Raw genomic sequence first — 22529 nt, 5'->3', positions numbered from 1 at the left:
CGGTCTTCTTTGCCTTGCCTGTGATCCGCGCAAGAATGAGAGACATGGCAGCGACGGATCTCCCGATGCCCACCGTGGGGCCGGTCTCCAGGTTGGCGCCCAAGCCGATGCGCTTCGTGCTGAACTGGGGCAGGAAGTACTCGCTGTGGGTGTTCAACTTCGGGCTGGCCTGCTGCGCCATCGAGTTCATCGCGACCTCGATGAGCCGCCACGACTTCATCAGGTTCGGCGTGATCCCCTTCGCCAACGGCCCCCGCCAGGCCGACCTGATGATCGTGTCGGGCACCGTCACCGACAAGATGGCCCCGGCCGTCAAGCGGCTCTACGAGCAGATGCCCGACCCCAAGTACGTGATCTCGTTCGGCGCCTGCTCCAACTCCGGCGGCCCGTACTGGGACTCCTACTGCGTGACCAACGGCGTCGACCAGATCATCCCGGTCGACATCTACGTCCCCGGCTGCCCACCCAGGCCCGAGGCCCTGCTGTACGGGATCATGAAGCTGCAGGAGAAGATCGGCGACGAGCGGCTCAGCGACCGTTACATCTGGTCGCGCTCCCACGGGGAGGACTCGTGACCGACTCCCAGCCGGAGTCCCTGGCTGCGCGGTTCGGTGAGCGCGTGCGGATCTCCGAGTCCTTCGGCGAGACCACCGTGGACGTCGCCGCGGCCGACTGGATCGAGGTCCTGACGTTCGTCCGCGATTCCGGCTACGCCTTCTTCGACTGGCTGACCGGCGTCGACGACCAGCCCGAGGGGTTCCAGATAGTCGTCCACGTCTACGACCCGGAGTCCTGCCGGCAGCTGCTGGTGCGCACCCACGTGCCCCTCGCCGACCCGCGCCTGCCGTCCGCCGTGGACGTCTACCGCGGTGCGAACTGGCACGAACGCGAGACGTACGAGATGTTCGGCGTGACCTTCGACGGCCACCCGTACCTGGTGCCGCTGCTCCTGCCCGACGGCTTCGAGGGCCACCCGCTGCGCAAGGACTTCATCCTGGCCGCCCGCGTCGCCAAGCCGTGGCCGGGGGCCAAGGAGCCCGGCGAGTCCGGGCACGGCGCGCCGAGCCGCCGCCGCACGCTTCCGCCCGGAGTACCGGCCGACTGGGGGTCACCGGATGCTTGACGTGGTGCTGAGCTTCGCCGTCATCCTCGTCGTGTTCCTGCTGCTGCCGCTGATCGTCGGTCAGACCGAGCACAAGGTCATGGCCCACATGCAGTCGCGGCTCGGCCCCATGTACGCCGGACGCTTCCACGGCTGGGCGCAGCTCATCGCCGACGGCGTGAAGTTCGCCCAGAAGGAGGACGTCATCCCGGCCGCCGCCGACCGGCGCGTCTTCATGATCGCCCCCGGCGTGGCGCTGGTGCCGTACCTGGTCGTGCTGATCGTCATCCCCTTCGACCGCGGCCGCGTCGCCGTGGACCTCGACCTCGGCCTGTTCTTCGTGCTCGCCGTGCTGGGCATCGGCGTGCTCGGGGCGATCATGGCCGGGTGGGCGTCCGCCAACAAGTACTCGGTGCTGGGCGGCATGCGCGCCGCCGCGCAGCTCATGTCGTACGAGCTGCCGCTGGTGCTGGCCGCCTCCTCGGTCGCGATGGCCGCGGGCACGCTGTCGCTCCCCGCCATCGTCGAGTCGTGGCAGTGGTGGTGGCTGCCCTGGCAGGCGATCGGCGGGGTGGTCTTCTTCACGGCAGGGCTGGCCGAACTGCGCCGCCCGCCGTTCGACATGCCGGTCGCCGAGTCCGAGATCATCATGGGCCCGATGACCGAGTACACCGGCATGCGTTTCGCGCTGTTCATGCTGTCGGAGTACGTCGGCATCGTCGTCCTGTCGTTCCTGACGACGGTGCTCTTCCTCGGCGGCTGGCACGGGCCGCTGCTGCCAGGCTGGCTGTGGACCCTGGTCAAGGTCTTCCTGCTGGCGTTCGTGGTGATCTGGCTGCGGGTCAGCTTCCCCCGCCTTCGCGAAGACCAACTGCAGAAACTCGCCTGGGTCGGCCTCGTCCCCCTGGCCCTGCTGCAGCTCGCCCTCACGGGCATCGTCAAGGTCCTCGTCTAGAAGAGCAGGCGATCAGGCGCTCCCACTCCCGGACCTTGCGCGCCCACCTTCCACACCAACCCCAGTACGCCCCCTTCGCCCTCCATCTCCACGCAACCCGTCCGAGCAGTCGCCGCACGCGTATCCCGTCCACGTGCTCGCCCTATGTGCCACCGTTTCCGAGGCCACCTGCTGCCCAGCCCGTCCGACGGGGGGCGTCGGCTGGCCCGCCCCCGAGGACCTTTGGTGTGTCCTGAAACTCCACGCCGTCCTCATCCGTCTGTAGTTTGGGGGCCGGGGCCATTGGAGTGATCGAATGGATTCTCAACTAGTTCCACACGGCGGCGCGATCGTCGGCGCCGCCTGTCCGGAGACGGCACTGTCGTGGGACGGCCACTCCCTCTCGGCCACGGACGCCACAACCGGCGACTCCTTACGCCTGACCCCCGCGGCGCTCTTCCACTACCAATACGACGAGCCGATCACCACGTCCAAGGGTGGGCAGCAGCAGTCGGTCACCGGCCTGGCCGCGCTGGACGCCGACGGCCTGGTCCTCCTGGACCTCCCAGGCAGTTGGCACGCCCCCGACGTCCACGCGTTCACCGTCAACGCGGGAATCCCCGTCGTGGACGGCCGAGCCCACAGACCGTACCGGGTGCGTGCCACCCTCGCCGCCAGAGCCCCCGGCTGGCGCCGCCTGCGCGGCCTCCGCCGCCCCTTCCTGGCGAGATGGCGCAAACACGTGTCCATCGGCGTCGGCGTAGCCGGACTCGCCCTGATGGTGTACCTCGCGTCAACCGGCATGTGGTTCGCATGGCGCGGCCTCTCCTCAGTCGGCCGCATCCTGCTGGACATCCTCGAAGCGAAGTGGCTCTTCGTCGCCTTCAGCCCGGCGCTCCTGGTGCTCCGCCCCATCTCGGCCCGCCTCCAGAGACGCCGGATCGCCCGTGGAGAAGTGGTCAGCACGCCGGGCGGTCTCACCCTGACGACCAAGGAAGACGCCCACCGAGGCCCCAGACTCCAGGTCCACCGCGGCCAAACCCTGGTCGCGAACCTCCCCTTGCGCAGGACCCCACGCCGAGCCTGTGGCCTCCTGCTCTACAGCTACGAGGACCGCACCGGCCTCTTCATCATGGACGCCGACGGCTCCCCCCTCCACCACCTCCCCGGCCCTTGGCCCGCAGAGCAGCTCAACCGCTTCGCTCAGCACATCGGGATGTCACTCGCGGTGCACCGGCTTCCACGCGAGGAATACCTCAACCTCATCAAAACCTGCCCAGAAGCCACCCCCTGACCACTCCCCAAGGCCGACCAGGGGGTCCACACAGGCATCCCAGCGACGCGCCCTGCCTGTCGGCAGAGGGAGCCCTCTGCCGACAAGAGCCCCTCTACCGACAGGAGACCTCCGCCGGGACGCCCCCCGCCAGCAGGAGCCCCGCCGGGACGAGCCCCTGCCGGGAGGAGACCCCGCCGGGAGGAGACTCCACCAGCAGGAGCCCCGCGGGGACTCTTGCCCACGGGGCGTCTCCCTCTCCGATGATCCGCAGTGGCCCCCTCGGAGGCAGCATCCATGGACAGCGAGCCTTACCAGCGGGACTGTCCCGCGAACGTGGAAGTGTCAGCCGAAGCGGTCGCACGCAGTCGGCTGCTCGCGATACGCCCTGCTGGCAAGCCACCTGTCCAATACGAGCTCTCCCCTACGGCCGGACTATCTGCGCGGCAGCTGGTCCAGGGCGGCTATGCCAGGGCAGTGCTCCTGTGGACGGCGCTCCTGTGGACGGTGCTTCCGCCGGAGGGGTTCTGTGGACGGTGCTTACGTGAGAGGTGCCTCTGTGGACGGCGCTTCCAAGAGGAGTGCTGCTGTGGAGAACGAGCGAACGTAGCTGGTCAGTGGATGATGGCGAGCATGGCGTCCGAGGCCGAGGGACGGTCTTCGGGGCGTTTGTTGAGGCAGGACCCCACGATTCCGCGAAGGGCCGGCGGTAACGGGGATAAGTCCGGATGAAAGGTAAGCACCCGGTTGAAGACGGCCGGCACGGTGTCCTCGCCGAATGGTGGACGTCCCGTAGCCGCGAACATGATCGTCACAGCCCAGCTGAACACGTCGGACGCCGGCCCCACCGGCGCCCCCGAGAGCTGCTCGGGTGACATGTAGGGCGGCGTGCCCACCATCTTCCCGGAGGTCACCGTCATCTGGTCGAGCGCCCGCGCGATGCCGAAGTCGATGACTCGCGGGCCGTCGTGGCCGATCAGGACGTTGCTCGGTTTGAAGTCGCGGTGGACGATCCCCGCCTTGTGGATGGCCGCCAGCGCTCCGGCTGTGGACAACGCCAGACGCGTGAGACTGTCCTGATCGCGCGGGCCCTGCTTGCGGACCAACTGCTCCAGCGAGGGCCCCTCGACGTACTCGCTGACAATGTAGGCGTGCTGGCCCGTGATGTTGACGTCGAGCACCCGGGCTGTGGAAAACGTCGCCACCCGGCGGGCCGCGTCCACCTCTCTGGCGAACCTGGCCCGCGCCGTCTCGTCGACCAGATCGTGCAGGACCTTCACCGCCACCCGCACACCGTTGGGCGCCATCGCCAGGTAGACCGCGCCCTGCCCGCCCCGCCCGAGCGGCTGGAGGACCCGGTAGTGACCGATCCATTCGGGCTCGCCCGGCCTCCGCTCATGACCGGTTCGCGGCTCGCCGGGCCGCGGGTCGTGCGCCGTCACAGGCGGGCCGGGCCGCCGCCCGCTCCCGGCCCATCCAGGCGCGACCGCCCGCGGACGGTACGTAGGGGACGTGGCGCGCTGGTGCAGGTCAGCCGGATGCCGCACCTTGACCCGGGCCCTGGCCATGGCTGGGACGAGGATGCCCGAGTGGATCACACCGCCGATCCAGCTGATCACCAGCCCCAGCGAGACGATCGTCGACAGCGGGTCGGGGATGTCCTCGAACTGGTCGTATGACAGTGCCGCGATCACGAACGAACCGATGCAGAGCAGGTAGAAGGCCGCGGCCATGCCCTGCCAGACACTGCGGAGCCACAGGGAGGCGAACCCGATCGTGAACGGGGTCGCCAGGCCGCAACTGACTAGGGGGAGGACCGCCCACCCAACGGCTGCAGTCCACACCGCGCCACTGGGACGGCCCGGATGGCTGTACGACATGGCGGAGAGACTATCGCCCAGTTCTCGCACATATCGGGCGCAGCGCAAACCTGTGGATAACCCCCCCTCAGGCTGTGGACAGCTGTGGAAAACCTGGGGACAAGTCCCAGGATCATTTGCCTATACGCCCAAGTGCGCCATGATATTGAAGTATGGGAAGGATCCCAGGAGTGGGACTGGCGAAAGGGTTGTCTATCACCCTTCGCCACATGCTGCGCAAATCGGTGACGCAGCAGTACCCCGAGGTCAAACCTCCCCTCCCGCCCCGTAGCCGCGGCGTTATCGCGCTGGTTGAGGAGAACTGCACCTCTTGCATGCTGTGTGCGCGAGAGTGCCCCGATTGGTGCATCTACATCGATTCGCACAAGGAGACCATCCCGGCGCCTGAGGGCGGCCGTCCACGGCAGCGCAACGTCCTCGACCGGTTCGCCATCGACTTCTCGCTCTGCATGTACTGCGGCATCTGCATCGAGGTCTGCCCGTTCGACGCGCTCTTCTGGTCTCCGGAGTTCGAGTACGCCGAAGGTGACATCCGCGACCTTCTGCACGAGAAGGACAAGCTGGCGAGCTGGGTGGAAACCGTCCCCCCGCCGCCCGCCCACGATCCCGGCGCCGAACCTCCCAAGGAGCTCGCGGCCACGTCCCGCCGCCCGCCTCGATCGGGCGAGGGTGCGGCGGCCTCGCCTCGCGCGACCGGACCGGCCCCGAGCGGCCCGCCGGGCGCCCGTGGCGAGCCACCGAGCCGTGCCACCGCCGGAGAGGCGGCCGCTACCGGTGAAGAGTCCACAGGCCGAACTGCGGACACTCGCGGAGAGGCCGCAGGTCGGGTGGGCGATGCTCGCGGAGAGGCCGCAGACCAGAAGGGCGATGCTCGCGTAGGAGCCGCAGGTCGGACGGCTGATGCTCGCCGAGAGGCTGCAGGCCGGACGGCTGATGCCGGTGCGGAGGCTGCGGGTCTGGCGGCCGGTGCCGGTGGAGATGTCCCGGGTCCTCCCGCTGGGGGAGCCGACCGGCCGCCTGCTGTCGGCGAACCGTCTGGCGGCGCGCCCGTCGCTGTTGAGGGCCCCGCCCCCGGCGGACGGACGACGCCCGGCGGCCTGCCGGAACCCGGCGACGTCGCGGCTTCCGAACGTCCGGCGGACGCAGGAGGCCGTCCCGGGCCAGAGAACTCCGCCGTCGGCGGCACCTCCGCCGGCACCTCGGAGACTTCCACAGGTGCGTCGGGGACCTCCGTGACCCCGGACGCCGTGACAGGTGAGGCCTCGAGTTCCTCGGGCGACGTGTCCGAAACGGGCGCCCCATCAGCGGGAAGGCCTGGGCGCCCGCGCCGGTCGATGGCGAACGTGCGCAACATCCGCCCGCCTGGCGCGTTGCCGTCCCGTCCCGCGGGTGAATCCACAGAGCGCTCCCGGACGGAGTCGAAGCAGGCTGAACCGTCCACGCCACCCGGTAATCCACCTGTGGACGAGCGCGGCGCGGGCACGTCCTCCACGAAGTCGCAGGAGGAAGGCGGACAGGCCGCAGGCACCGGCAGGCCGTCCGGGGAAGTGCCGGACACCGGCTCTTCCGCCGTAGGGGCCCCTTCATCCACAGGGACAGACGCGGGCGAGGAGTTTTCCACAGGCAGTGAGAGCAAGGGCGAGCCGTCGTCCACAGGACACGGGGGTGGTGGCGAGCGGTCGTCCACAGGGCGGGACGAGCGGTTGTCCACAGGAGGGCGACCCGAGGAAGGGTTGTCCACAACCTCGGGCGAGCCTCCGTTGAGGCCCAGGCCGGAGGGGCAGACTTCTGGCGCGAGCCCGCGTAGGCGCAGGATGGCCGATCCCCGGTCCATCCGTCCACCTGGGCGGCTCGGCCCTGACGAGACAAGGGAGTCCGAGGAGGAGTCGTGACCGAGGCGGTGCCCTCCTACCTGTCACCCACCGGGCAAGAGGTCGTCTTCTTGCTGCTGGGCGCGGTAGCGGTCGGATCGGCGCTGCTCGTCGTCACGACAAGACAACTCGTCCACGCCGCCCTCTGGCTCGTGGTCTCCTTCGGCGCACTCGCCGGGAGCTACCTGGTGCTCACGGCCGAGTTCGTGGCATGGGTGCAGGTGTTGATCTACGTGGGCGCCGTGGTCGTCCTGCTGCTGTTCGGCATCATGCTCACCCGCGCGCCGATCGGCCGCTCCGCGGATCTCAACAGCGGCAACCGGTGGGTCGCCGCTCTGGTGGCGGTGGCGACGGCGGCCGTCCTGGTCACGGTGGTCGTCGACGGTTTCCGCACGGCGTACGCGCCGCTCAAACCCGGCCAGGGCGCCGCGAAGGAGCTCGGCGCCAGCGTGTTCAGCACCTGGGTGCTGCCGTTCGAGGCGCTGTCGGTCCTCCTGCTGGCGGCCCTGGTCGGCGCCATCGTTCTGTCCCGCACCGACATACCCGGCGGTTCGCCTTCAGATCAGACCGGGGGTCATTAGTGCACATCGTCTACCCGGCGGTCGTCTCCGCGCTGCTCTTCTCCGTCGGCGTCTACGGCGTGCTCGCGCGGCGCAACACGATCCTCGTGCTGATGTCGGTCGAGCTCATGCTCAACGCCGTCAACCTCAATCTGGTCGCCTTCGACGTGTGGCTGGGCGACCGGCTGCACAGCGGTCAGGTGCTCACGCTGTTCATCATCGTGATCGCCGCCGCCGAGGTGGGCCTGGGCCTGGCCATCGTCCTGGCGCTCTTCCGCAACCGCAGAACCGTCGACATCGACCACCTCCGCGCCCTCGCCGAACCCGCGTACCAGGGGGAGAGCGGCGACGACCCGTCCGAGACCGGCTGGGGCGCCACCGGCCTCACCGGCCAGGCGGGGTCCGAAGATGAGCCTGCCGCCGATTCGGGTGCAGGGATCAACGGCCCGGCGGGGCCAGGGGAAGGACGGGCCGACTCCGGCGAGCAGGGAGCAGACGGGGCGGCTGATGGTTCCGGGCGTGGCGACGGGCGTCACGTCAGGCGAGGGGGCAGGCAATGACGAATCTCCCGTTGCTGGCCGTGCTCCTGCCTTTCGTGGCTGCCTTCGCGGGCCTGCTGCTGTCCCGCCGGCCTCACGGGCACGCTCCTCGCATCGGCGAGGGGATCCCCCCTGGCGCGGGTTCTGAAAGTGCGGACGCATCGGGCGCGACCGGGCACGCGGGCGTGGCGGACGGCGTGGAGCGCAGGGCCGCGGACGCGCGGGCGGCCTGGATCGCGGTCCTGCCGACGGCGGTCTCCGGGGTGCTGGCGCTCTGGCTGGCCTGGGGGCCGGGCTTCGCGTTCCTCGACGGCTCTCCGGCGGCGGACGTCACCCATACCTACGGGACGATCGAGACCGGCGGCATCCCCATCTCGCTCACACTCCAGGCCGGCGGCCTTTCCGGCCTCCTCGGCGTGCTGGTCACGCTGGTGGCGCTCGCCGTGCAGGTGTACTCGGTCGGCTACCTGAGCGACGATCCGCGCTATCCGTCCTACAGCGCGTTCGTCAGCCTCTTCACCAGCGCGATGCTGCTCGTCGTCTACGCGGGCGACCTGCTGGTCCTCTACGTGGGCTGGGAGGTCATGGGCCTGTGCTCCTACCTCCTCATCGGCCACTGGTGGGAGGACAAGGCCAACTCCCGGGCCGCGATCAAGGCGTTCCTCGTCACGCGGCTGGGCGACGTCGGCTTCCTGTTCGGCATCTTCGTGCTCGGCATCTCGGCAGGCAGCTTCCGCATCCCGGACGTGCTGGCGAAGGTGCCGGAGATGTCCTCTGGCACGCTGGTGGCCGCCACGATGCTGCTGCTCGCCGGGGTCGCGGGCAAGAGCGCCCAGGTGCCGCTGCACACCTGGTTGCCCGACGCGATGGCGGGTCCCACGCCGATCAGCGCGCTCATCCACGCCGCCACCATGGTGGCCGCCGGGATCTTCATCGTGGCCAGGCTCTTCCCCGCGTTCCTCGCCGCCCGTCCCACGCTCGACCTGCTCGCCGTCATCGCGGCGCTCGGCATGCTCGGTTCCGCCCTGGCCGCGCTCGCCCAGGACGACCTGAAACGGGTCCTCGCGTACTCCACGATCAGCCAGCTCGCCTACATGGCCGGCGGTCTGGCCGCCGGATCCGACAGGGCCGCGATCTTCCATCTGATCACCCACGGCGCGTTCAAGGCGCTGCTGTTCCTGTGCGCGGGGGTGGTGATCCACCACGTCGGGTCCAACCTGATGAGCCAGATGGGCGGGTTGCGCCGGTCGTTGCCGATCACGTTCGTCGCGATGACGGTGGGTTTCGCCGCGCTCATGGGCCTCCCTCCCGCCAGCGGCTTCTTCAGCAAGGACGGCCTGCTCCTCGCCATGGACCGGGCGCTCGCCGGCGGCGGTCTCACAGACGCCGCCGCCCTCCTCCTGTACGGCTGCGCGCTCGCGACCGTCGCCGTCACCGGGGCTTATGCGACGCGGGCCTGGCTGCGTACGTTCTTCGGCGACGCGCGCGCTCTCGCTCTGCCGGAACCGGAGCCGGGCACGGCTCACGTGATCGATGTCCGCGAGGCGCCGCCGACGATGATGGTGCCGGTTGTGCTGCTCACGGTTCCGTCCCTGCTGCTCGGGTTCGCCGGTGGCCTGCACGTCGAGGCGTCCGTCGCGGTCGTCAGCGTGGCGCTCGCGCTGCTCGGCGGCGGCGTCGTCTACGCGTTCTGGCGCAGCGACCCGGTGCGCGACCCCGCCCGGCTGCTGGGGCCGTTCCTGGCGCCGTGCGAGCGCGCGTTCTACGTCGACACCCTCTACGCCGCCGTGTTCGTCCGCCCGATTCTGGCCCTGGCCCGAATCGTCGTCAGAACCGACGACGCGGTGGTCGACGGAGCCGTGCGCGGTTCGGGCCGGTCCGTGCGCGGGCTGTCGGGGGTGCTGCGGCTCGCCCAGAACGGCAACGTCCAGCTGTACATCAGCGGCGTGCTGGCCGGAGTCCTCTTGATCGCGGTGGGGGCGGTGGTGTTCAGGTGAACTGGCTGCCGGTCGCGTTGCTGGCCGTCCCGCTGCTGGGCGCGCTGCTCCTCGTGGTGGCGCCGAAAACGGTCCGTCCGATCCTGCCGGGTTTCGGGCTGGCCGTGTCCGGCGTGACCCTGGCGATCGCCGTGGCGCTGGTGGCCACGTTCGACTACGGACGGGCCGCGCAACCGCAGTTCGACACGGACCACGAGTGGATCCCGGGGCTCGGCATCCACTTCCACCTGGGCATCGACGGCATCTCGCTGCCACTGGTCGCGCTGACGGCGCTGCTGACCTTCCTCTGCTTCGCCTACCTGAGCTGGCGCGGAGGGCACGCCCCCGGTCAGCTCCTGCACCCGCGTCCCGGCGGTGCCCGGCCGAGAGCGCTGGTGTTCACGCTGCTCGTGCTCGAGGTGGGGATGCTCGGCACCTTCCTCGCCCTCGACCTGCTGTTGTTCTTCGTGTTCTTCGAGATCGTCCTCATTCCGATGTACTTCCTGATCGCGATCTGGGGCGGGGCGGGGCGGCGCAGCGCCGCGATCAAGTTCATCCTCTACACGCTGCTCGGCTCGGTCGTGATGCTGCTCGGCCTGCTGCTCATCTGGTCCCAGACCGGCACACTCGACGTGCTCGCGCTCGGCCGGGCGCACGGCACCGGCATGTCCAGGGCCGTGCAGGTGCTCGCGTTCGTGGCCGTCGGGGCGGGGCTGGCGGTCAAGACACCGATGTGGCCGCTGCACACCTGGCTCCCTGACGCGCATACCGAGGCCCCGACCGTCGGGTCGGTGCTGCTGGCCGGGGTCCTGCTGAAAATGGGGACGTACGGGTTCGCCAGGATCGCCATCCCCGTTCTGCCCGAGGGCGCCGAGTCGGTGGCGCCGTGGCTGGGGGCGTTCGCCGTGGTCGGCATCGTCTACGGCGCGCTGGCCTGCCTGGCCCAGCGCGACCTCAAACGGATGATCGCCTACTCGTCGGTCGGGCACATGGGCTTCGTCCTGCTCGGCTTCGCCACGCTCACCACGGTCGGCGTGAACGGCGCCCTGTTCGCCAACGTCGCCCACGGCCTGATCACGGGCCTGCTGTTCTTCCTCGCCGGGGCGGTCAAGGACCGCTACCACACGGCCGACATGCGCTCGCTGGGCGGCGGCATGCTGGCGACCCTTCCGCACCTGGGCTCGGTTCTCACGTTCGCCGCCATCGCCTCGCTCGGGCTGCCGGGGCTGGCGGGGTTCTGGGGGGAGATGCTGGCCCTCCTCGGCGCCTTCCAGCCCGGTGACGGGCTGCCACGCGGGCTGTTCCTCACCTTCATGGTCATCGGCGGGCTCGGCGCGGTTCTGACGGCCGCGTACTTCCTGGTGATGCTCTCCCGCGTCACGCACGGCCTTCCGGCAGCCGCCTCGCTGATCCCCGCTGTAGCGGGCGGACGGTCGCCTGGATCTCCCGCCAGCGCCGCCGCCGACCGTGACGACCTCGGCGTCAGCGCCCGACTGCCCGGCGGGGGGCCGCCGGATGCGGGTCGGCCCGGCCCGAAGGCCCCCGACGAGCGGCCACTGACGCCCGAGGACTCAGCCGGGCGCGAGGATTCAGCCGGGCGCGAGGACTCGGCCGGGCGCGAAGGACGACCGTCCGAGCTGGAACACCCGCCGGAAGAGCATGCGTCCGAGCGGGGACTCGCGCCGGAAGAGCGTGCGGCCGGGTCGGGACTCGCGCCGGAAGAGCGTGCGTCCGAGGAGTCTGTCGGAGGGGGGACGCAGCCCGAGCCCGACGCTGTCTCCTCGGCTGGCGGCCGGGGCGGTCGGCTGCCTGTGGGGGGCGGCACGGCTCTGCCGGACATTCGCGGATATGAGCTGGTCGCCTGGGTGCCGCTGATCGTGCTGATCCTGCTGTTCGGGCTCTGGCCGAAGCTCCTGCTCTCGCTCACCACGCCGGCCGTGCAGACCTTGCTGGGAGCGATCTCATGATCCAGCAGATCGACTACTTCGTGATCGCGGTGCCGCTGGTCCTCGCGGTGGTGGCCGGCCTGGTGCTGCTGCTCGACGCGTTCCTGCCCGCCCGGCCGGCGACCAGGATCTCCCTCGGGCTGGTCACGCTCGCCGGGGTGCTGGTCTCGCTCGGCCTGGTGGTGGCGCAGGCCGTACGCGGGGGCGGGGCGCTGGCGACCTTCTGCGTCCCCCGCGAACTCGCCGGGGCCGTCTCGGTAGGGGCGGGTACGTCCGGTGCGGCGGCGTCAGGCGGTCATGGCCTGTGCTCCTTCGTGGTCGACCAGTTCACGCTGGTCTTCGCCGGGCTGATCCTCGTCGCCGCCGTCGTGGTGGTGCTGCTGTCGATGACCGAACTGGCAGGCGGTCGCATCCCGGTCGGCGAGTGGTACTTCCTGCTGCTCTGTACGCTCGTCGGCGCGGTCACCCTGCCCGCCTCCCGCGACCTGATCATGCTCGTGGTGGCGCTCGAACTGGTCTCGCTCCCGGTCTTCGCCCTGACCGGGTTGAAACGGTACGACGGACGATCCTCCGAGGCCGCCGTCAAGCTCTTCCTCGTGTCGGTCGTGTCGACGGCCATCATGCTGTTCGGCGTGTCCCTGCTGTACGGCGTGGGTGGAAGTGTCTTCCTGGCCCGGCTCGCGGAGGTGCTCAGCGGTAAGGTCACCGTGCCCGGTGGGGGCTCGTCCACACTGGAGCTCTCTGGCGGGCTGCCGATGGTGGTCACGGTCGGGGTCGTCCTGGTGCTGGCGGGCTTCGGCTTCAAGATCGCCGCAGTGCCGTTCCACTCCTGGGCGGCGGACGTCTACCAGGGCGCTCCCATCCCGGTCGCCGCCCTGCTCTCGGTCATCTCGAAGGCGGCCGGGTTCGCCGGGCTCATCCTCATCCTGGTCGCCACGCTGGCCAGCCAGGCGTCCACCTGGACCCCCGTGGTCGCGATCGTCGCGGCGCTCACGATGACGGCGGGCAACCTGCTCGCCATGCGTCAACGCTCGGCCGTCCGCCTGCTGGCCTGGTCGTCGGTCGCCCAGTCGGGTTACATCCTGGCGCCGCTCGCGGTCGCCGCCGCAGGAGGGGCGGCGGGAGCAGCCAGTGCCGGAGCAGCCGGTGCCGGGGGAGTCGGTGTCGGTGGTGCGTTGCCGGTGGCAGGGGCCGTCGGGGCCTCCCTCGCCTATCTGGTGATCTACGCTGCGATGAACCTCGGAGCGTTCGCCGTGGTCATGCTGGTGTCCCGGACGGTGCCACGCAACGAGCTCGACGACTACCGTGGGCTGGCCTTCCGGAGCCCGGTGGCGGCGCTGGCGCTGGCTTTCTGCCTGATCTGTCTGGCCGGGTTGCCGCCTGGGCTCGCAGGGCTGTTCGCCAAGGTCGTGGTCTTCCGGGAGATCGTTCACGGTGGGGCCGGGTGGTTGGCGGTGGTCATGGCGGTCAACACCGTGATCGGGCTCTACTACTACGTCGTGTGGACCGCGCGACTGTTCACACCCGACGGGGCGGCGCGTGGAGCTCGCCGCGCGCTGCCCGCCACCTGGATCGCCGTCGGGCTCGCCGTGGCAGTCGCGGTCCTGTTCTCGGTCGCGCCGCAACTGGTGCTCAGCATGACGTCGCTTTCCGCCTCCGGCTGAGCGCGCAGCGCCCTCGACGCGCCGGGGCCGAGTCCTCGATCTGGCGTGAGGCCGGGCCTTCTCGTGGGATGTGCGGGGGCGGCGTTGGGGCCTGGGATCTTTGGTCTGGGGTGGGCTTGGGCCGGGGCTTGGTTCGTCGGGGGAGGGGCGTTCCGGGGTGTGGGCGGCGTTGGGGGCGAGGGTTTCGGTCTGGGTGTGAGCGGGGGCGCGTCTTTGATCCGTTGTGGGCGGATCGTTCGGGGGGCTTGGTGAGGTGTGCAGCTGGCGTTGAGGCCAGGGGGTGGGCTTTAGCCCGGTAGCAGGGGCTGTCTTTCGGCGGGTGGTGGGGTTTGGCCGGTGTGGGGTGGCCTTTGGCACAGGGCTATGCGGGTGGTGTTCGGGGTGGACGGGGGATGGGTGGCTCTGTGCCATTGGATGGTTGCGGCGGGGAACGTTGGAGCGGTGTTCCCTCGTTGGAGGAGGTGGACCCGGATCACGAAGGGGGGAACCATGCACCACAACGGTCTGCGCACCGCCGTCCTGTTGGGGGGCCTGTCTGCGTTGATTCTCGTGGTGGGCGCGTGGTTGGGCGGCGGAACCGGGGTGCAGATCGCGTTCCTGCTCGCTCTGGCGGGCAACGGCGTCGCCTACTTCTTCTCCGACCGGATCGCACTGTCGGCCATGCGGGCGAGGCCCGTCAGCGAGGTCGAGCAGCCGACCCTCTACCGGATCGTGCGCGAGCTCTCCACCCAGGCTCGCCAGCCGATGCCCCGGCTGTACCTGTCGCCCACCGTCCAGCCGAACGCGTTCGCCACCGGACGGAGCCCGCGCCAGGCGGCGGTCTGCGTGACGTACGGGTTGACCCAGCTGCTCGACGAGCGTGAGCTGCGCGGGGTGATCGGGCATGAGCTGTCGCATGTGTACAACCGCGACATTCTCATCTCGTCCGTGGCGGGGGCGCTGGCCACGATGATCACCTGGCTCAGTTACGTGGCGGTGTTCTTCGGTGGCTCCGACGACGACGAGGGGCCCGGGTTCCTCGGGGCGCTGCTGATGATGGTGCTGGGGCCGGTGGCCGCCGGGATGGTCCAGCTCGCGATCTCCAGGACGCGCGAATACCAGGCGGACGAGTCCGGGGCCAGACTGACGGGCGACCCCCTGGCACTGGCGTCGGCGCTGCGCAAGATCGAGATGGGTGCTCGGCGGCTTCCGCTCCCCGAGAACAGCCGCCTGACCTCCGCGTCCCACATGATGATCGCCAACCCGTTCAGCGGCTCGGGCTTCGGCCGGCTGTTCTCGTCCCACCCGCCCACCTCGGAGCGGGTCGCCCGGCTCGAGCGCATGGCCGGCTACCGCCGCTGACCCTCAGCCAGTCCTCCACCAGTGCGGAGCTCTCGGCCGGCGGAGGGCGATCGTGTTCACGTCAGGGTGTGGCGAGTGCGTGTACTGCACCCTCCTCGCCCTCTCACCCGAGCACGGCGTCGCCGGTGTTCACCCGACCTACGAGGAGCGCCTGATCTGGGGCGCAGGCGACGGCCACGGCCCGACGGGAGGTGGATCGTTGAGCCGGTATCAGGGGAGGAGCGCCTCGTACTGACCGACACCGCCCTGCCACCTCAGCGCCGAGCGGCAGAACGTCGTCCGGGGGCCATTTTCAACCGCCTCGAGGTGAACCGCCGCCGCCTGAACGGCGTTGAGTTCTCCGACTGACACGGTTGGAAAGCCCGTCAACCACCGCAACAATCGTCACATGGGGCGATCTTCGCGGCTGACCGACGCCGAGCGCGAGCTGTGGAATACCTTTCCCACTGGACAGACGGTGGCGCTGGCGCCGCTCACGATCGGTCGCGGGTGCGTGGCGGGGCAGAACGCGCCCACCGACGGCGACACCTGGGGGCCGGAGCGCACGATCCGGGCGAGCGTGATCGCGGGGCTGCTGCTCGGCGCTCGCGACGCGGGTGCCGGTTCCGTCCCGGCTGTCCGGTTACACGGCGCGCGGATTACCGGCCAGCTGATGATCCGGGGCGGTGATGTGCCGTACGAGCTGGTGCTGAGCGGCTGCCATCTGGACGAACCGGTTGATCTCGCCGGGTCCACGACCCGGACCGTCCGGCTGACCGACTGCCACCTGCCGGGCTTCAGCGGCGGCGGCATGCGGACCGCCGGGCACCTCAGCCTGTCGGGCTCGATCGTCGAGGGGACGATCCGGGTGGCCCGCGCCCAGTTCGAGAGCGGGCTCTGGCTGGGCGGCACCAAGGTCACCGGCGACGACGACTGGGCCCTCTACGCGAACACGATGGTGGTCGATTCCGGGACGTACCTCCGCAACGCCGACTTAACCGGCGGCGTCAACCTGGTCGGCTCCCGGCTGAACGGCGGTCTGTACATGCGGGGCACAACCCTCCGCAACCCGGGCAAGAACGCCCTGTTCGCCGACAACATGGTCGTCGAGGACACGGTGGAGTGCACCGACGGCTTCTCGGCCGTGGGATGCCTGCGGTTGCGCGGCGCCAGGATCAACGGGACGTTCACCCTCGGCGGCACCGTCCACAGCCCTGACACGCCGTACGCGCTCTACGCGAGCCACATGGACGTCCGCGAACTGGAGCTCACCCCGGCAGCGCCGGTCGACGGCGTGGTCACGCTGGCGCACACGCGCGCCGGAACCGTGCTCGACCTCCCCGACACCTGGCCCGCGAAGCTGAGGCTGAACGGCCTGACCTACGACCGGCTGCGCGGGGGCGGCGTCGGCCGCCGGATCGAGTGGGTGAGCCGGGACCCCGAGGGCTTCAGGCCGCAGCCGTACGAGCAGCTCGCGGCCTGGTACCTCAGGGACGGCAACGACGCGCTCGCCCGCCGCACCCAGCTCGCGAAGCTCCGCGCCAGGCGGCAGACGCACGGGCAGGGGCAGCGCGTGTGGGGGTGGCTGCTGGACGTCACCGTCGGGTACGGATACCGTCCCTGGCTGGCCGCGATCTGGTTCGCGCTGCTGCTCGTGGTCGGGACCGTGGCGTTCGGCCTGAACCCGCCCCGCCCGCTCAAGCCCGCGGAAAGCCCGGTTTTCGACTCGTTCGCCTACACCTTCGACTTGCTGCTCCCGATTCCCGCCTTCGGGCAGCGAGAGCTGTTCGACCCGGCGGGCTGGACGCAGGGGCTGGCGTACGTCCTGATCGTCGCGGGCTGGATCCTGGCGACGGCGCTCGTCGCGGGGGCTACTCGGGTGCTGCGCCCGTCGTGATCTCGCGCAGGATGGCCGGGAGGTTCTCCGGAAAGTAGGTCTCGCCGGTGGCTTCGAGGTCTTCGGCGCTCCACCAGCGGTGGCCCAGGGTGGTCTCCTGCTCGATGCCCTCCATGTTGGCGAACGAGACGGTGGGGTCGTCGACGCGGATCGCGTAGAACGTCTGATCCTGGGTGATGGCGTACTGGGCGAAGGTGAACTCGATGGTGTTCGTCCCGTACGGTCCGGTGAAGTCGTTCGCGTCCGCCTTGATGCCGACCTCCTCGTGCAGTTCGCGGGCGGCGGCCTGCTGGAGCGTCTCGCCGTCCTCCAGCGCGCCGCCGATCGTGAACCAGAACGGCTCGTCGGGTCTGGCGGGATCGAAGCCGTGCAGCAGGAGCACCCGGCCCTGCTCGTCGATGGGCAGGGCACGTGCCGTAAAACGCCGCAAAGGGATCATTGTCACCGGCCGAGCTTACGCGTCGTCCGATGAAATGCTCATCTGCCAGGCATCTCTGGGTTACTCTGCCATCGACCGCGCGTCATGACAGGTTGTCAGGTTCGAGCCGTAGGCCCCTCACCAAGCCTGAGGAGACCCCATGATCTGGCGACTCGGCCTCGCTTTCGTGGCTGCCGCGGCAGCGATCACCCATGGCGGCGGCACCGGCGCGATCAGCGTCGTCGCGCACCGCGGCGCGTCCGCGTACGCGCCCGAGAACACCGTCGCCGCCTTCGAGATGGCACGCGACCAGCACGCTGACATGTTCGAGACCGACGTCCAGGAGACCAAGGACCACCAGCTGGTCCTGATGCACGACACCACGCTGGCCCGTACCACCGACGTCGAGAAGATCTTCCCGGGCCGGGCGCCCTGGAACGTGGGCGACTTCACGCTCGCCGAGGTCCGCAGGCTGGACGCCGGATCGTGGTACGCGTCCGAGTACCGGCGCGAGCGCGTGCCGACGCTCGCGGACGCGCTGCACGCCATGGACGGAGAGGGCCTCGACCTGCTGCTGGAGATCAAGGCGCCGCAGCTCTATCCGGGCATCGAGACGCGTGTGGCCGCCGAGCTGCGCCGCCACCCCTCGTGGCTCGGACGGGTCGTCGTGCAGTCCTTCAGCTGGGACTCCATGCGCACGTTCCACCAGGTCATGCCCCAGGTGCCGGTCGGCCTGCTGGGCACCCCGGCCGTCGCGGACCTGCCGAAGCTGGCGAAGTTCGCGAAGAAGATCAACCCGCCCTACGAGAACCTCACCGCGGACTACGTCCGACGCGTTCATGACCAGGACATGGAGGTCTTCACCTGGACGGCGAACACCCCCGGCACCATCCGCCGCCTGGTCTCCTACCGGGTGGACGGCATCATCACCAACAAGCCGGACGTGTGCCGATCCGAGACGAAGGTGCTGGTTTAGCAGGGCCGTCCCCATCAACCGATCGGTGGATTTCGAAGACGGCGCCCGCCGGAGATTCTCGATGCATGACAGTCATCGAGATCGACGGCCTTCGCAAGAGCTACAAAGCCGGCAAGGCGGTAGACGGTGTCTCCCTGAGGGTGGAACGAGGCGAGATCTTCGGAATCGCCGGACCCAACGGAGCGGGTAAGACCACGGTCGTGGAGTGCGCGTCGGGGTTACGGCGGCCGGACAGCGGCACCCTGCGGGTGCTGGGTCTGGACCCGCAGACCAACCGGCGCGAGCTGCTGCAGCACATCGGCGCCCAGTTGCAGGAGGCGGCCCTGCCCGACGCGATCAAGGTCAGCGAGGCATTGCGGATGTACGCCTCCTTCTACGACAGGCCCGCCGACTGGCGGGCGCTCATGGACGAGTGGGGCCTGACCGACAAGCAGCGCGCCAGCTTCGCCAGCCTGTCCGGCGGCTGGAAGCAGCGGCTGTTCATCGCCCTGGCCCTGGTCGGCAATCCGGAGGTCGTCTTCCTCGACGAGCTCACCACGGGCCTGGACCCCTCCGCCCGCCGTACGACCTGGGGTCTGATCCGCGACATGCGCGAGCGCGGAATCACCGTCGTGCTGGTCACCCACTTCATGGACGAGGCCGAGGCGCTGTGCGACCGCATCGCGATCATCGACCAGGGCCGCGTCATCGCCGAGGGCAGCCCGAGAGAGCTGATCGCGAAGGGGCAAGCCGATTCGCTGGAGGGCGCGTACTTCGCGCTGACCGGAAGGGACGTGGCATGAAAGGCATCACGAGCGTCATCGCGGTCGAGCTCAAACTGATCATGCGTGATCCGATGTCGGCGTTCTTCGCCCTGGCCTTCCCGGCGATCATGCTGTGGGTCAAGATGCGCAGCGGCAAACCCCTGCCGGGCGGGCTGCCGGCCATCGACGCCACGGTGCCGATGCTGAGCATCTTCGTCATCGGCCTGGCCGGACTGGTCGTCCTCCCCGCCACCCTGGCCGGATACAGAGAACGCCGGGTGCTGAAGCGGCTGCGTGCCACACCCGCCTCGTCCACCATGCTGTTCGGCGCCCAGTGGGCCGCTCACATGCTGCTGGCCGCGCTCGGGACGGTGCTGTTGATCGTCATCGGCCTGGCCGCCTACGGGCTGACGGCGCCCGCGAACGCGGGGAGCGTCCTCCTGGCGTGGGTCCTCAGCGCGCTGAGCCTCAGCGCCATCGGCCTCCTCGTGGGCGCGCTCGTCCCCAGCGGTCGCACCGCGACCGTGATCGGGCTGGCCCTGTTCTTTCCGATGGGCTTCCTCTCCGGCGCCATCATCCCCCGCGAGACCATGTCCGGCTCGATGCGTGCCATCGGAGACCTGACCCCCATGGCTCCTGCCGTCCAGGCGATCCGCGACGGCTGGACCGGCGCCGCGATGTCCCCGATTACCCTGGGCGTCATGGTCGCGATCACCGTCGTCGCCGGCGGCGTCGCCCTCAGGGCCTTCCGGTGGTAGCCACCGGCGACCCCGCCGCCTCGCGCTGGGATCGTGTCTGGCCCGCCCTGCCGTACCTCTTCATCCTGCTTCCTACGGTCTTCGCCCTGCTGCGGGACTGGAGGCTGGACGCGCTGGCCCTGGCGCTGCTGGCCGGAGCCTGGCACTGGTTCATGGTCACGGCGCACCCCGGCTGGATCGGGAGACCGTTGGCGCTGATCAGCTACTTCGTCGTGGAGCTCGGCCTCATCGGGGCGCTGATGAGCATCGACACCTTGTTCACGGTGACGGCCCTGGGGATGTTCGTCCAGTCCTTCACCCTGATTCGCGGGTGGTGGGCGTACGCAGGGGTGGCTGCGACGGCCGCTGTGCTGGTCGTCGCCCGCCCCGATCAGGGACGGACTCCGAGCCAGATGCTCTTCTCCTTCCTCGTCGCGCTGCTGGTCGCCTCGGCGATCGGCATGGTCGGCCAGGCCATCCGCGACCAGAACGAGAACCGCAAGGTGATGATCGCGCAGTTGCAGGAGGCCGGCGCCAAGCTGGCCGCGCTCGCTGAGGAGAACGCGAACCTGCAGGCTCAGTTGCTGACCAGCGCCCGCGAGGCCGGCGTGCTCGGGGAGCGGCAGCGGATGGCCAGGGAGATCCACGACACCATCGCGCAGGGGCTGACCGCCATCCTCACCCAGCTCGAAGCCGCCGACAGCACGATCGACGACGTCCCAGCCACCCGCTCGCGCCTGAACACCGTGCGCACCCTGGCCAGAGAGAGCCTGAACGAAGCCCGGCGATCCGTTCAGGCGTTGCGTCCCGCGCCGCTGGACGAGGCCCAACTCGCCACCGCCCTGCACGACATCGCCGGGAAATGGACGCGGACCACCGGCGTCCCCGCCTCTGTGACGATCACCGGCGACTCCCGTCCGCTGCACGCGGAGGTGGAGATCACCCTGCTGCGGGTGGCGCAGGAGGCGCTCGCCAACGTCGGCAAGCACGCCTCGGCCACCCGGGTCGGCCTCACCCTGTCGTACATGGAGGACGTCGTGGTCCTGGACGTACGCGACGACGGATCCGGCTTCAGCCCTGAGGCGGCGCGCTCCTCGGACGCGGGCGGCTTCGGACTGGTCGCGATGCGCCAGCGAGTCATCCGGCTGGCCGGGAACTTCGAGATCGAGACGGCCCCCGGCCAGGGGACGGGGATCTCTGCTACCGTCCCTGCCATCCCCGCCGTCTCGGACTCGGGATCGTGACCCATGCCGATTCGTATGATCATCGTGGATGACCACCCAGTCGTCCGCGATGGGCTGCGCGGGATCTTCGCCGACGACGACGCCTTCGAGGTCGTCGGCGAAGCGGCCGACGGGCCCGAAGCACTCGTCCTGGCCCTGCGGACCACCCCGGACGTCGTCCTCATGGACCTGCGGATGCCGAAGATGAGCGGCGCAGAGGTCATCCGCCGGCTGCGCGAGCAGACGCCCGGCATTCGCGTGCTGGTCCTGACCACCTTCGACAACGACGCCGACGTCCTGCCCGCGATCGAGCAGGGGGCCACCGGCTATCTGCTCAAGGACACCCCGCGCGCGGAACTACGCCGCGCCGTGCAGGCGGCGGCCCGCGGCGAGACGGTGCTGTCCCCGTCCGTGGCCGGTGTGCTGACGCACAAGGCGCGCACGCCGGAACAGCAGACGCTGAGCCGCCGGGAACTCGAGGTGCTCGGGCTCATCGCCCGCGGCGCGACCAATCGCGAGGTCGCCGCGAAACTGTTCATCACCGAGGCGACGGTGAAGACGCATCTGCTGCACATCTTCGCCAAACTCGAGGTCAAGGACCGGGCGGCCGCGGTCGCGGCCGCATACGAGACCGGACTGCTCAGGCCGGCCACCGGTTCTTGGTGAGTGGCCCGAGGCACAGGAGAAGACGCGTGCCCTCGTGGACAGCGTGCCTGCCGTGTGCCCCGGTTGCGCCCCCCGCGATCTCCAAGGGCCTAGCGGTAGTTCACGAACTGCAGCGCGATGTCCAGGTCCTTGCCCTTGAGCAGGGTGATGACGTCCTGGAGATCGTCCTTCTTCTTCGAGCTGACCCGCAGTTCCTCGCCCTGGATCTGCGCCTTGACACCCTTGGGCCCCTCGTCGCGGATCAGCTTCGAGAGCTTCTTGGCGTTCTCCTGGTCGATGCCCTCCTTGAGGGTGATCAGCATCCGGTACTCCTTGCCGGACAGCTTGGGCTCGCCCGCGTCCAGGACCTTCAGCGAGAGCCCCCGCTTGACGATCTTGTCCTTGAACACGTCGAGTACGGCGTTCGCCCGCTCCTCGCTGTTGGCCTTGATCTCGATACCGGCCTGCCCGGACCAGCTGACGCTCGCGCCGGTGCCCTTGAAGTCGAAGCGGTGCCCGATCTCCTTGACCGTCTGGTTCAGCGCGTTGTCCACCTCCTGGCGGTCGATCTTGCTGACGATGTCGAAAGATGAATCGGCCAAAACGCACATCCTCTCAGCTGCTGCGAAAGCTCTAGGCGGTGAGCCTAGCCAGCATCGGCCCACCCGTGCAGAACGGGAGGCGTGTCCTGACCCTTGCTCTGGCTCGGATGCCGCTGGATCAGCGTTATCGCCCGGAATGTTAGGGATCACGCGAGTGGCCAGGTTTCCCTGAAGGCCACCCTCGAAACACCCCTGAAAGCCGCCCCCGAGCGGCTCGGTTTCG

The 22529-nt window shown here is 69.6% G+C and carries 20 protein-coding genes; 17 read left to right on the top strand and 3 right to left on the bottom strand.

Translation table 11 applies throughout. The annotated features are described in order from the left end of the window. Positions 1 to 44 precede the first annotated feature (44 nt). The 4 genes from ABT294_RS07765 (at position 45) to ABT294_RS07750 (ending at position 3330) form a co-directional block, all read left to right on the top strand. Positions 45 to 575, top strand: coding sequence for an NADH-quinone oxidoreductase subunit B (locus tag ABT294_RS07765; RefSeq protein ID WP_502911984.1), 531 nt, complete (start codon positions 45 to 47; stop codon positions 573 to 575). Continuing rightward, the gene (locus tag ABT294_RS07760) at positions 572 to 1123 is read left to right on the top strand and encodes an NADH-quinone oxidoreductase subunit C (RefSeq protein WP_350804295.1); all 552 of its coding nucleotides are present in this window, start codon (positions 572 to 574) and stop codon (positions 1121 to 1123) included. The genes ABT294_RS07765 and ABT294_RS07760 overlap by 4 nt, the downstream gene beginning before the upstream one ends. Continuing rightward, positions 1116 to 2057: an NADH-quinone oxidoreductase subunit NuoH gene (nuoH, locus tag ABT294_RS07755; RefSeq protein WP_350804294.1), complete on the top strand. Its 942-nt coding sequence runs from the start codon at positions 1116 to 1118 to the stop codon at positions 2055 to 2057. Before ABT294_RS07760 ends, nuoH begins: the two co-directional genes overlap by 8 nt. A gap of 295 nt (positions 2058 to 2352) precedes the next feature. Next, entirely contained in the window at positions 2353 to 3330 is a 978-nt protein-coding gene (locus ABT294_RS07750; RefSeq protein WP_350804293.1) for a hypothetical protein, read from the top strand. A 593-nt stretch (positions 3331 to 3923) separates the two neighbouring features. Here ABT294_RS07750 and ABT294_RS07745 read toward each other — a convergent pair. After that, entirely contained in the window at positions 3924 to 5189 is a 1266-nt protein-coding gene (locus ABT294_RS07745; RefSeq protein ID WP_350804292.1) for a serine/threonine-protein kinase, read from the bottom strand. A gap of 152 nt (positions 5190 to 5341) precedes the next feature. On the opposite strand from ABT294_RS07745, the gene ABT294_RS07740 reads away from it, so the two are divergent. From ABT294_RS07740 to ABT294_RS07705, 8 genes are all read left to right on the top strand, one after another. After that, on the top strand, positions 5342 to 7081 hold the full coding sequence (locus tag ABT294_RS07740) for a 4Fe-4S binding protein (protein ID WP_350804291.1): 1740 nt from the start codon (positions 5342 to 5344) through the stop codon (positions 7079 to 7081). Continuing rightward, positions 7078 to 7641, top strand: coding sequence for an NADH-quinone oxidoreductase subunit J family protein (locus ABT294_RS07735; RefSeq protein ID WP_350804290.1), 564 nt, complete (start codon positions 7078 to 7080; stop codon positions 7639 to 7641). Before ABT294_RS07740 ends, ABT294_RS07735 begins: the two co-directional genes overlap by 4 nt. Next, positions 7641 to 8180, top strand: coding sequence for an NADH-quinone oxidoreductase subunit NuoK (nuoK, locus tag ABT294_RS50820; RefSeq protein ID WP_502911983.1), 540 nt, complete (start codon positions 7641 to 7643; stop codon positions 8178 to 8180). Before ABT294_RS07735 ends, nuoK begins: the two co-directional genes overlap by 1 nt. After that, on the top strand, positions 8177 to 10156 hold the full coding sequence (locus ABT294_RS07725) for an NADH-quinone oxidoreductase subunit 5 family protein (protein WP_350804289.1): 1980 nt from the start codon (positions 8177 to 8179) through the stop codon (positions 10154 to 10156). Before nuoK ends, ABT294_RS07725 begins: the two co-directional genes overlap by 4 nt. Continuing rightward, the gene (locus ABT294_RS07720) at positions 10153 to 12102 is read left to right on the top strand and encodes an NADH-quinone oxidoreductase subunit M (protein ID WP_350804288.1); all 1950 of its coding nucleotides are present in this window, start codon (positions 10153 to 10155) and stop codon (positions 12100 to 12102) included. The genes ABT294_RS07725 and ABT294_RS07720 overlap by 4 nt, the downstream gene beginning before the upstream one ends. Next, positions 12099 to 13745 carry an NADH-quinone oxidoreductase subunit N gene (locus ABT294_RS07715; RefSeq protein ID WP_350804286.1) on the top strand — a complete coding sequence of 549 codons (1647 nt, stop codon included), beginning with the start codon at positions 12099 to 12101 and terminating at the stop codon, positions 13743 to 13745. Before ABT294_RS07720 ends, ABT294_RS07715 begins: the two co-directional genes overlap by 4 nt. A 489-nt stretch (positions 13746 to 14234) precedes the next feature. Further along, a complete protein-coding gene (gene htpX / locus ABT294_RS07710; protein WP_350804285.1) occupies positions 14235 to 15086 on the top strand; it encodes a zinc metalloprotease HtpX in 852 nt (283 codons plus the stop codon). 388 nt (positions 15087 to 15474) lie between these two features. After that, a complete protein-coding gene (locus tag ABT294_RS07705) occupies positions 15475 to 16962 on the top strand; it encodes a hypothetical protein (protein ID WP_350804284.1) in 1488 nt (495 codons plus the stop codon). Here ABT294_RS07705 and ABT294_RS07700 read toward each other — a convergent pair. Further along, a complete protein-coding gene (locus tag ABT294_RS07700; protein ID WP_350804586.1) occupies positions 16937 to 17401 on the bottom strand; it encodes an NUDIX hydrolase in 465 nt (154 codons plus the stop codon). The two genes, ABT294_RS07705 and ABT294_RS07700, sit on opposite strands and share 26 nt — an antisense overlap. A 139-nt stretch (positions 17402 to 17540) precedes the next feature. Here ABT294_RS07700 and ABT294_RS07695 point away from each other — a divergent pair, with 139 nt between their 5' ends. From ABT294_RS07695 to ABT294_RS07675, 5 genes are all read left to right on the top strand, one after another. Next, positions 17541 to 18356 carry a glycerophosphodiester phosphodiesterase gene (locus tag ABT294_RS07695; protein ID WP_350804283.1) on the top strand — a complete coding sequence of 272 codons (816 nt, stop codon included), beginning with the start codon at positions 17541 to 17543 and terminating at the stop codon, positions 18354 to 18356. A 65-nt stretch (positions 18357 to 18421) separates the two neighbouring features. Continuing rightward, positions 18422 to 19138, top strand: coding sequence for an ABC transporter ATP-binding protein (locus tag ABT294_RS07690; RefSeq protein ID WP_350804282.1), 717 nt, complete (start codon positions 18422 to 18424; stop codon positions 19136 to 19138). Next, the gene (locus ABT294_RS07685) at positions 19135 to 19857 is read left to right on the top strand and encodes an ABC transporter permease (RefSeq protein WP_350804280.1); all 723 of its coding nucleotides are present in this window, start codon (positions 19135 to 19137) and stop codon (positions 19855 to 19857) included. Before ABT294_RS07690 ends, ABT294_RS07685 begins: the two co-directional genes overlap by 4 nt. Then, on the top strand, positions 19851 to 21080 hold the full coding sequence (locus tag ABT294_RS07680; protein WP_350804279.1) for a histidine kinase: 1230 nt from the start codon (positions 19851 to 19853) through the stop codon (positions 21078 to 21080). The genes ABT294_RS07685 and ABT294_RS07680 overlap by 7 nt, the downstream gene beginning before the upstream one ends. 15 nt (positions 21081 to 21095) lie before the next feature. Further along, positions 21096 to 21725, top strand: a complete 630-nt coding sequence (locus tag ABT294_RS07675) for a response regulator (protein WP_350804278.1) — start codon at positions 21096 to 21098, stop codon at positions 21723 to 21725. Positions 21726 to 21814: 89 nt separating this feature from the next. On the opposite strand, the gene ABT294_RS07670 is transcribed toward ABT294_RS07675, so the two are convergent. Beyond that, on the bottom strand, positions 21815 to 22315 hold the full coding sequence (locus tag ABT294_RS07670; protein ID WP_350804277.1) for a YajQ family cyclic di-GMP-binding protein: 501 nt from the start codon (positions 22313 to 22315) through the stop codon (positions 21815 to 21817). Positions 22316 to 22529: the final 214 nt, after the last annotated feature.

The sequence above is a fragment of the Nonomuraea sp. NPDC000554 genome (genome assembly GCF_040300065.1).
GTDB lineage: Bacteria > Actinomycetota > Actinomycetes > Streptosporangiales > Streptosporangiaceae > Nonomuraea.
Note: the sequence above shows the minus strand (reverse complement) of the source record. Positions and strands in the feature narration are given on the sequence as shown.

Coding starts and splice junctions, on each gene's coding strand:
- ABT294_RS07765 (WP_502911984.1), top strand. CDS start 45: ATGGCAGCGACGGATCTCCCGATGCCCACCGTGGGGCCGGTCTCCAGG.
- ABT294_RS07740 (WP_350804291.1), top strand. CDS start 5,342: ATGGGAAGGATCCCAGGAGTGGGACTGGCGAAAGGGTTGTCTATCACC.
- ABT294_RS07750 (WP_350804293.1), top strand. CDS start 2,353: ATGGATTCTCAACTAGTTCCACACGGCGGCGCGATCGTCGGCGCCGCC.
- ABT294_RS07700 (WP_350804586.1), bottom strand. CDS start 17,401: ATGATCCCTTTGCGGCGTTTTACGGCACGTGCCCTGCCCATCGACGAG.
- ABT294_RS07670 (WP_350804277.1), bottom strand. CDS start 22,315: ATGTGCGTTTTGGCCGATTCATCTTTCGACATCGTCAGCAAGATCGAC.
- ABT294_RS07745 (WP_350804292.1), bottom strand. CDS start 5,189: ATGTCGTACAGCCATCCGGGCCGTCCCAGTGGCGCGGTGTGGACTGCA.
- ABT294_RS07715 (WP_350804286.1), top strand. CDS start 12,099: ATGATCCAGCAGATCGACTACTTCGTGATCGCGGTGCCGCTGGTCCTC.
- ABT294_RS07675 (WP_350804278.1), top strand. CDS start 21,096: ATGATCATCGTGGATGACCACCCAGTCGTCCGCGATGGGCTGCGCGGG.
- nuoH (WP_350804294.1), top strand. CDS start 1,116: ATGCTTGACGTGGTGCTGAGCTTCGCCGTCATCCTCGTCGTGTTCCTG.
- htpX (WP_350804285.1), top strand. CDS start 14,235: ATGCACCACAACGGTCTGCGCACCGCCGTCCTGTTGGGGGGCCTGTCT.
- ABT294_RS07695 (WP_350804283.1), top strand. CDS start 17,541: ATGATCTGGCGACTCGGCCTCGCTTTCGTGGCTGCCGCGGCAGCGATC.
- ABT294_RS07705 (WP_350804284.1), top strand. CDS start 15,475: ATGGGGCGATCTTCGCGGCTGACCGACGCCGAGCGCGAGCTGTGGAAT.
- ABT294_RS07685 (WP_350804280.1), top strand. CDS start 19,135: ATGAAAGGCATCACGAGCGTCATCGCGGTCGAGCTCAAACTGATCATG.
- ABT294_RS07725 (WP_350804289.1), top strand. CDS start 8,177: ATGACGAATCTCCCGTTGCTGGCCGTGCTCCTGCCTTTCGTGGCTGCC.
- ABT294_RS07690 (WP_350804282.1), top strand. CDS start 18,422: ATGACAGTCATCGAGATCGACGGCCTTCGCAAGAGCTACAAAGCCGGC.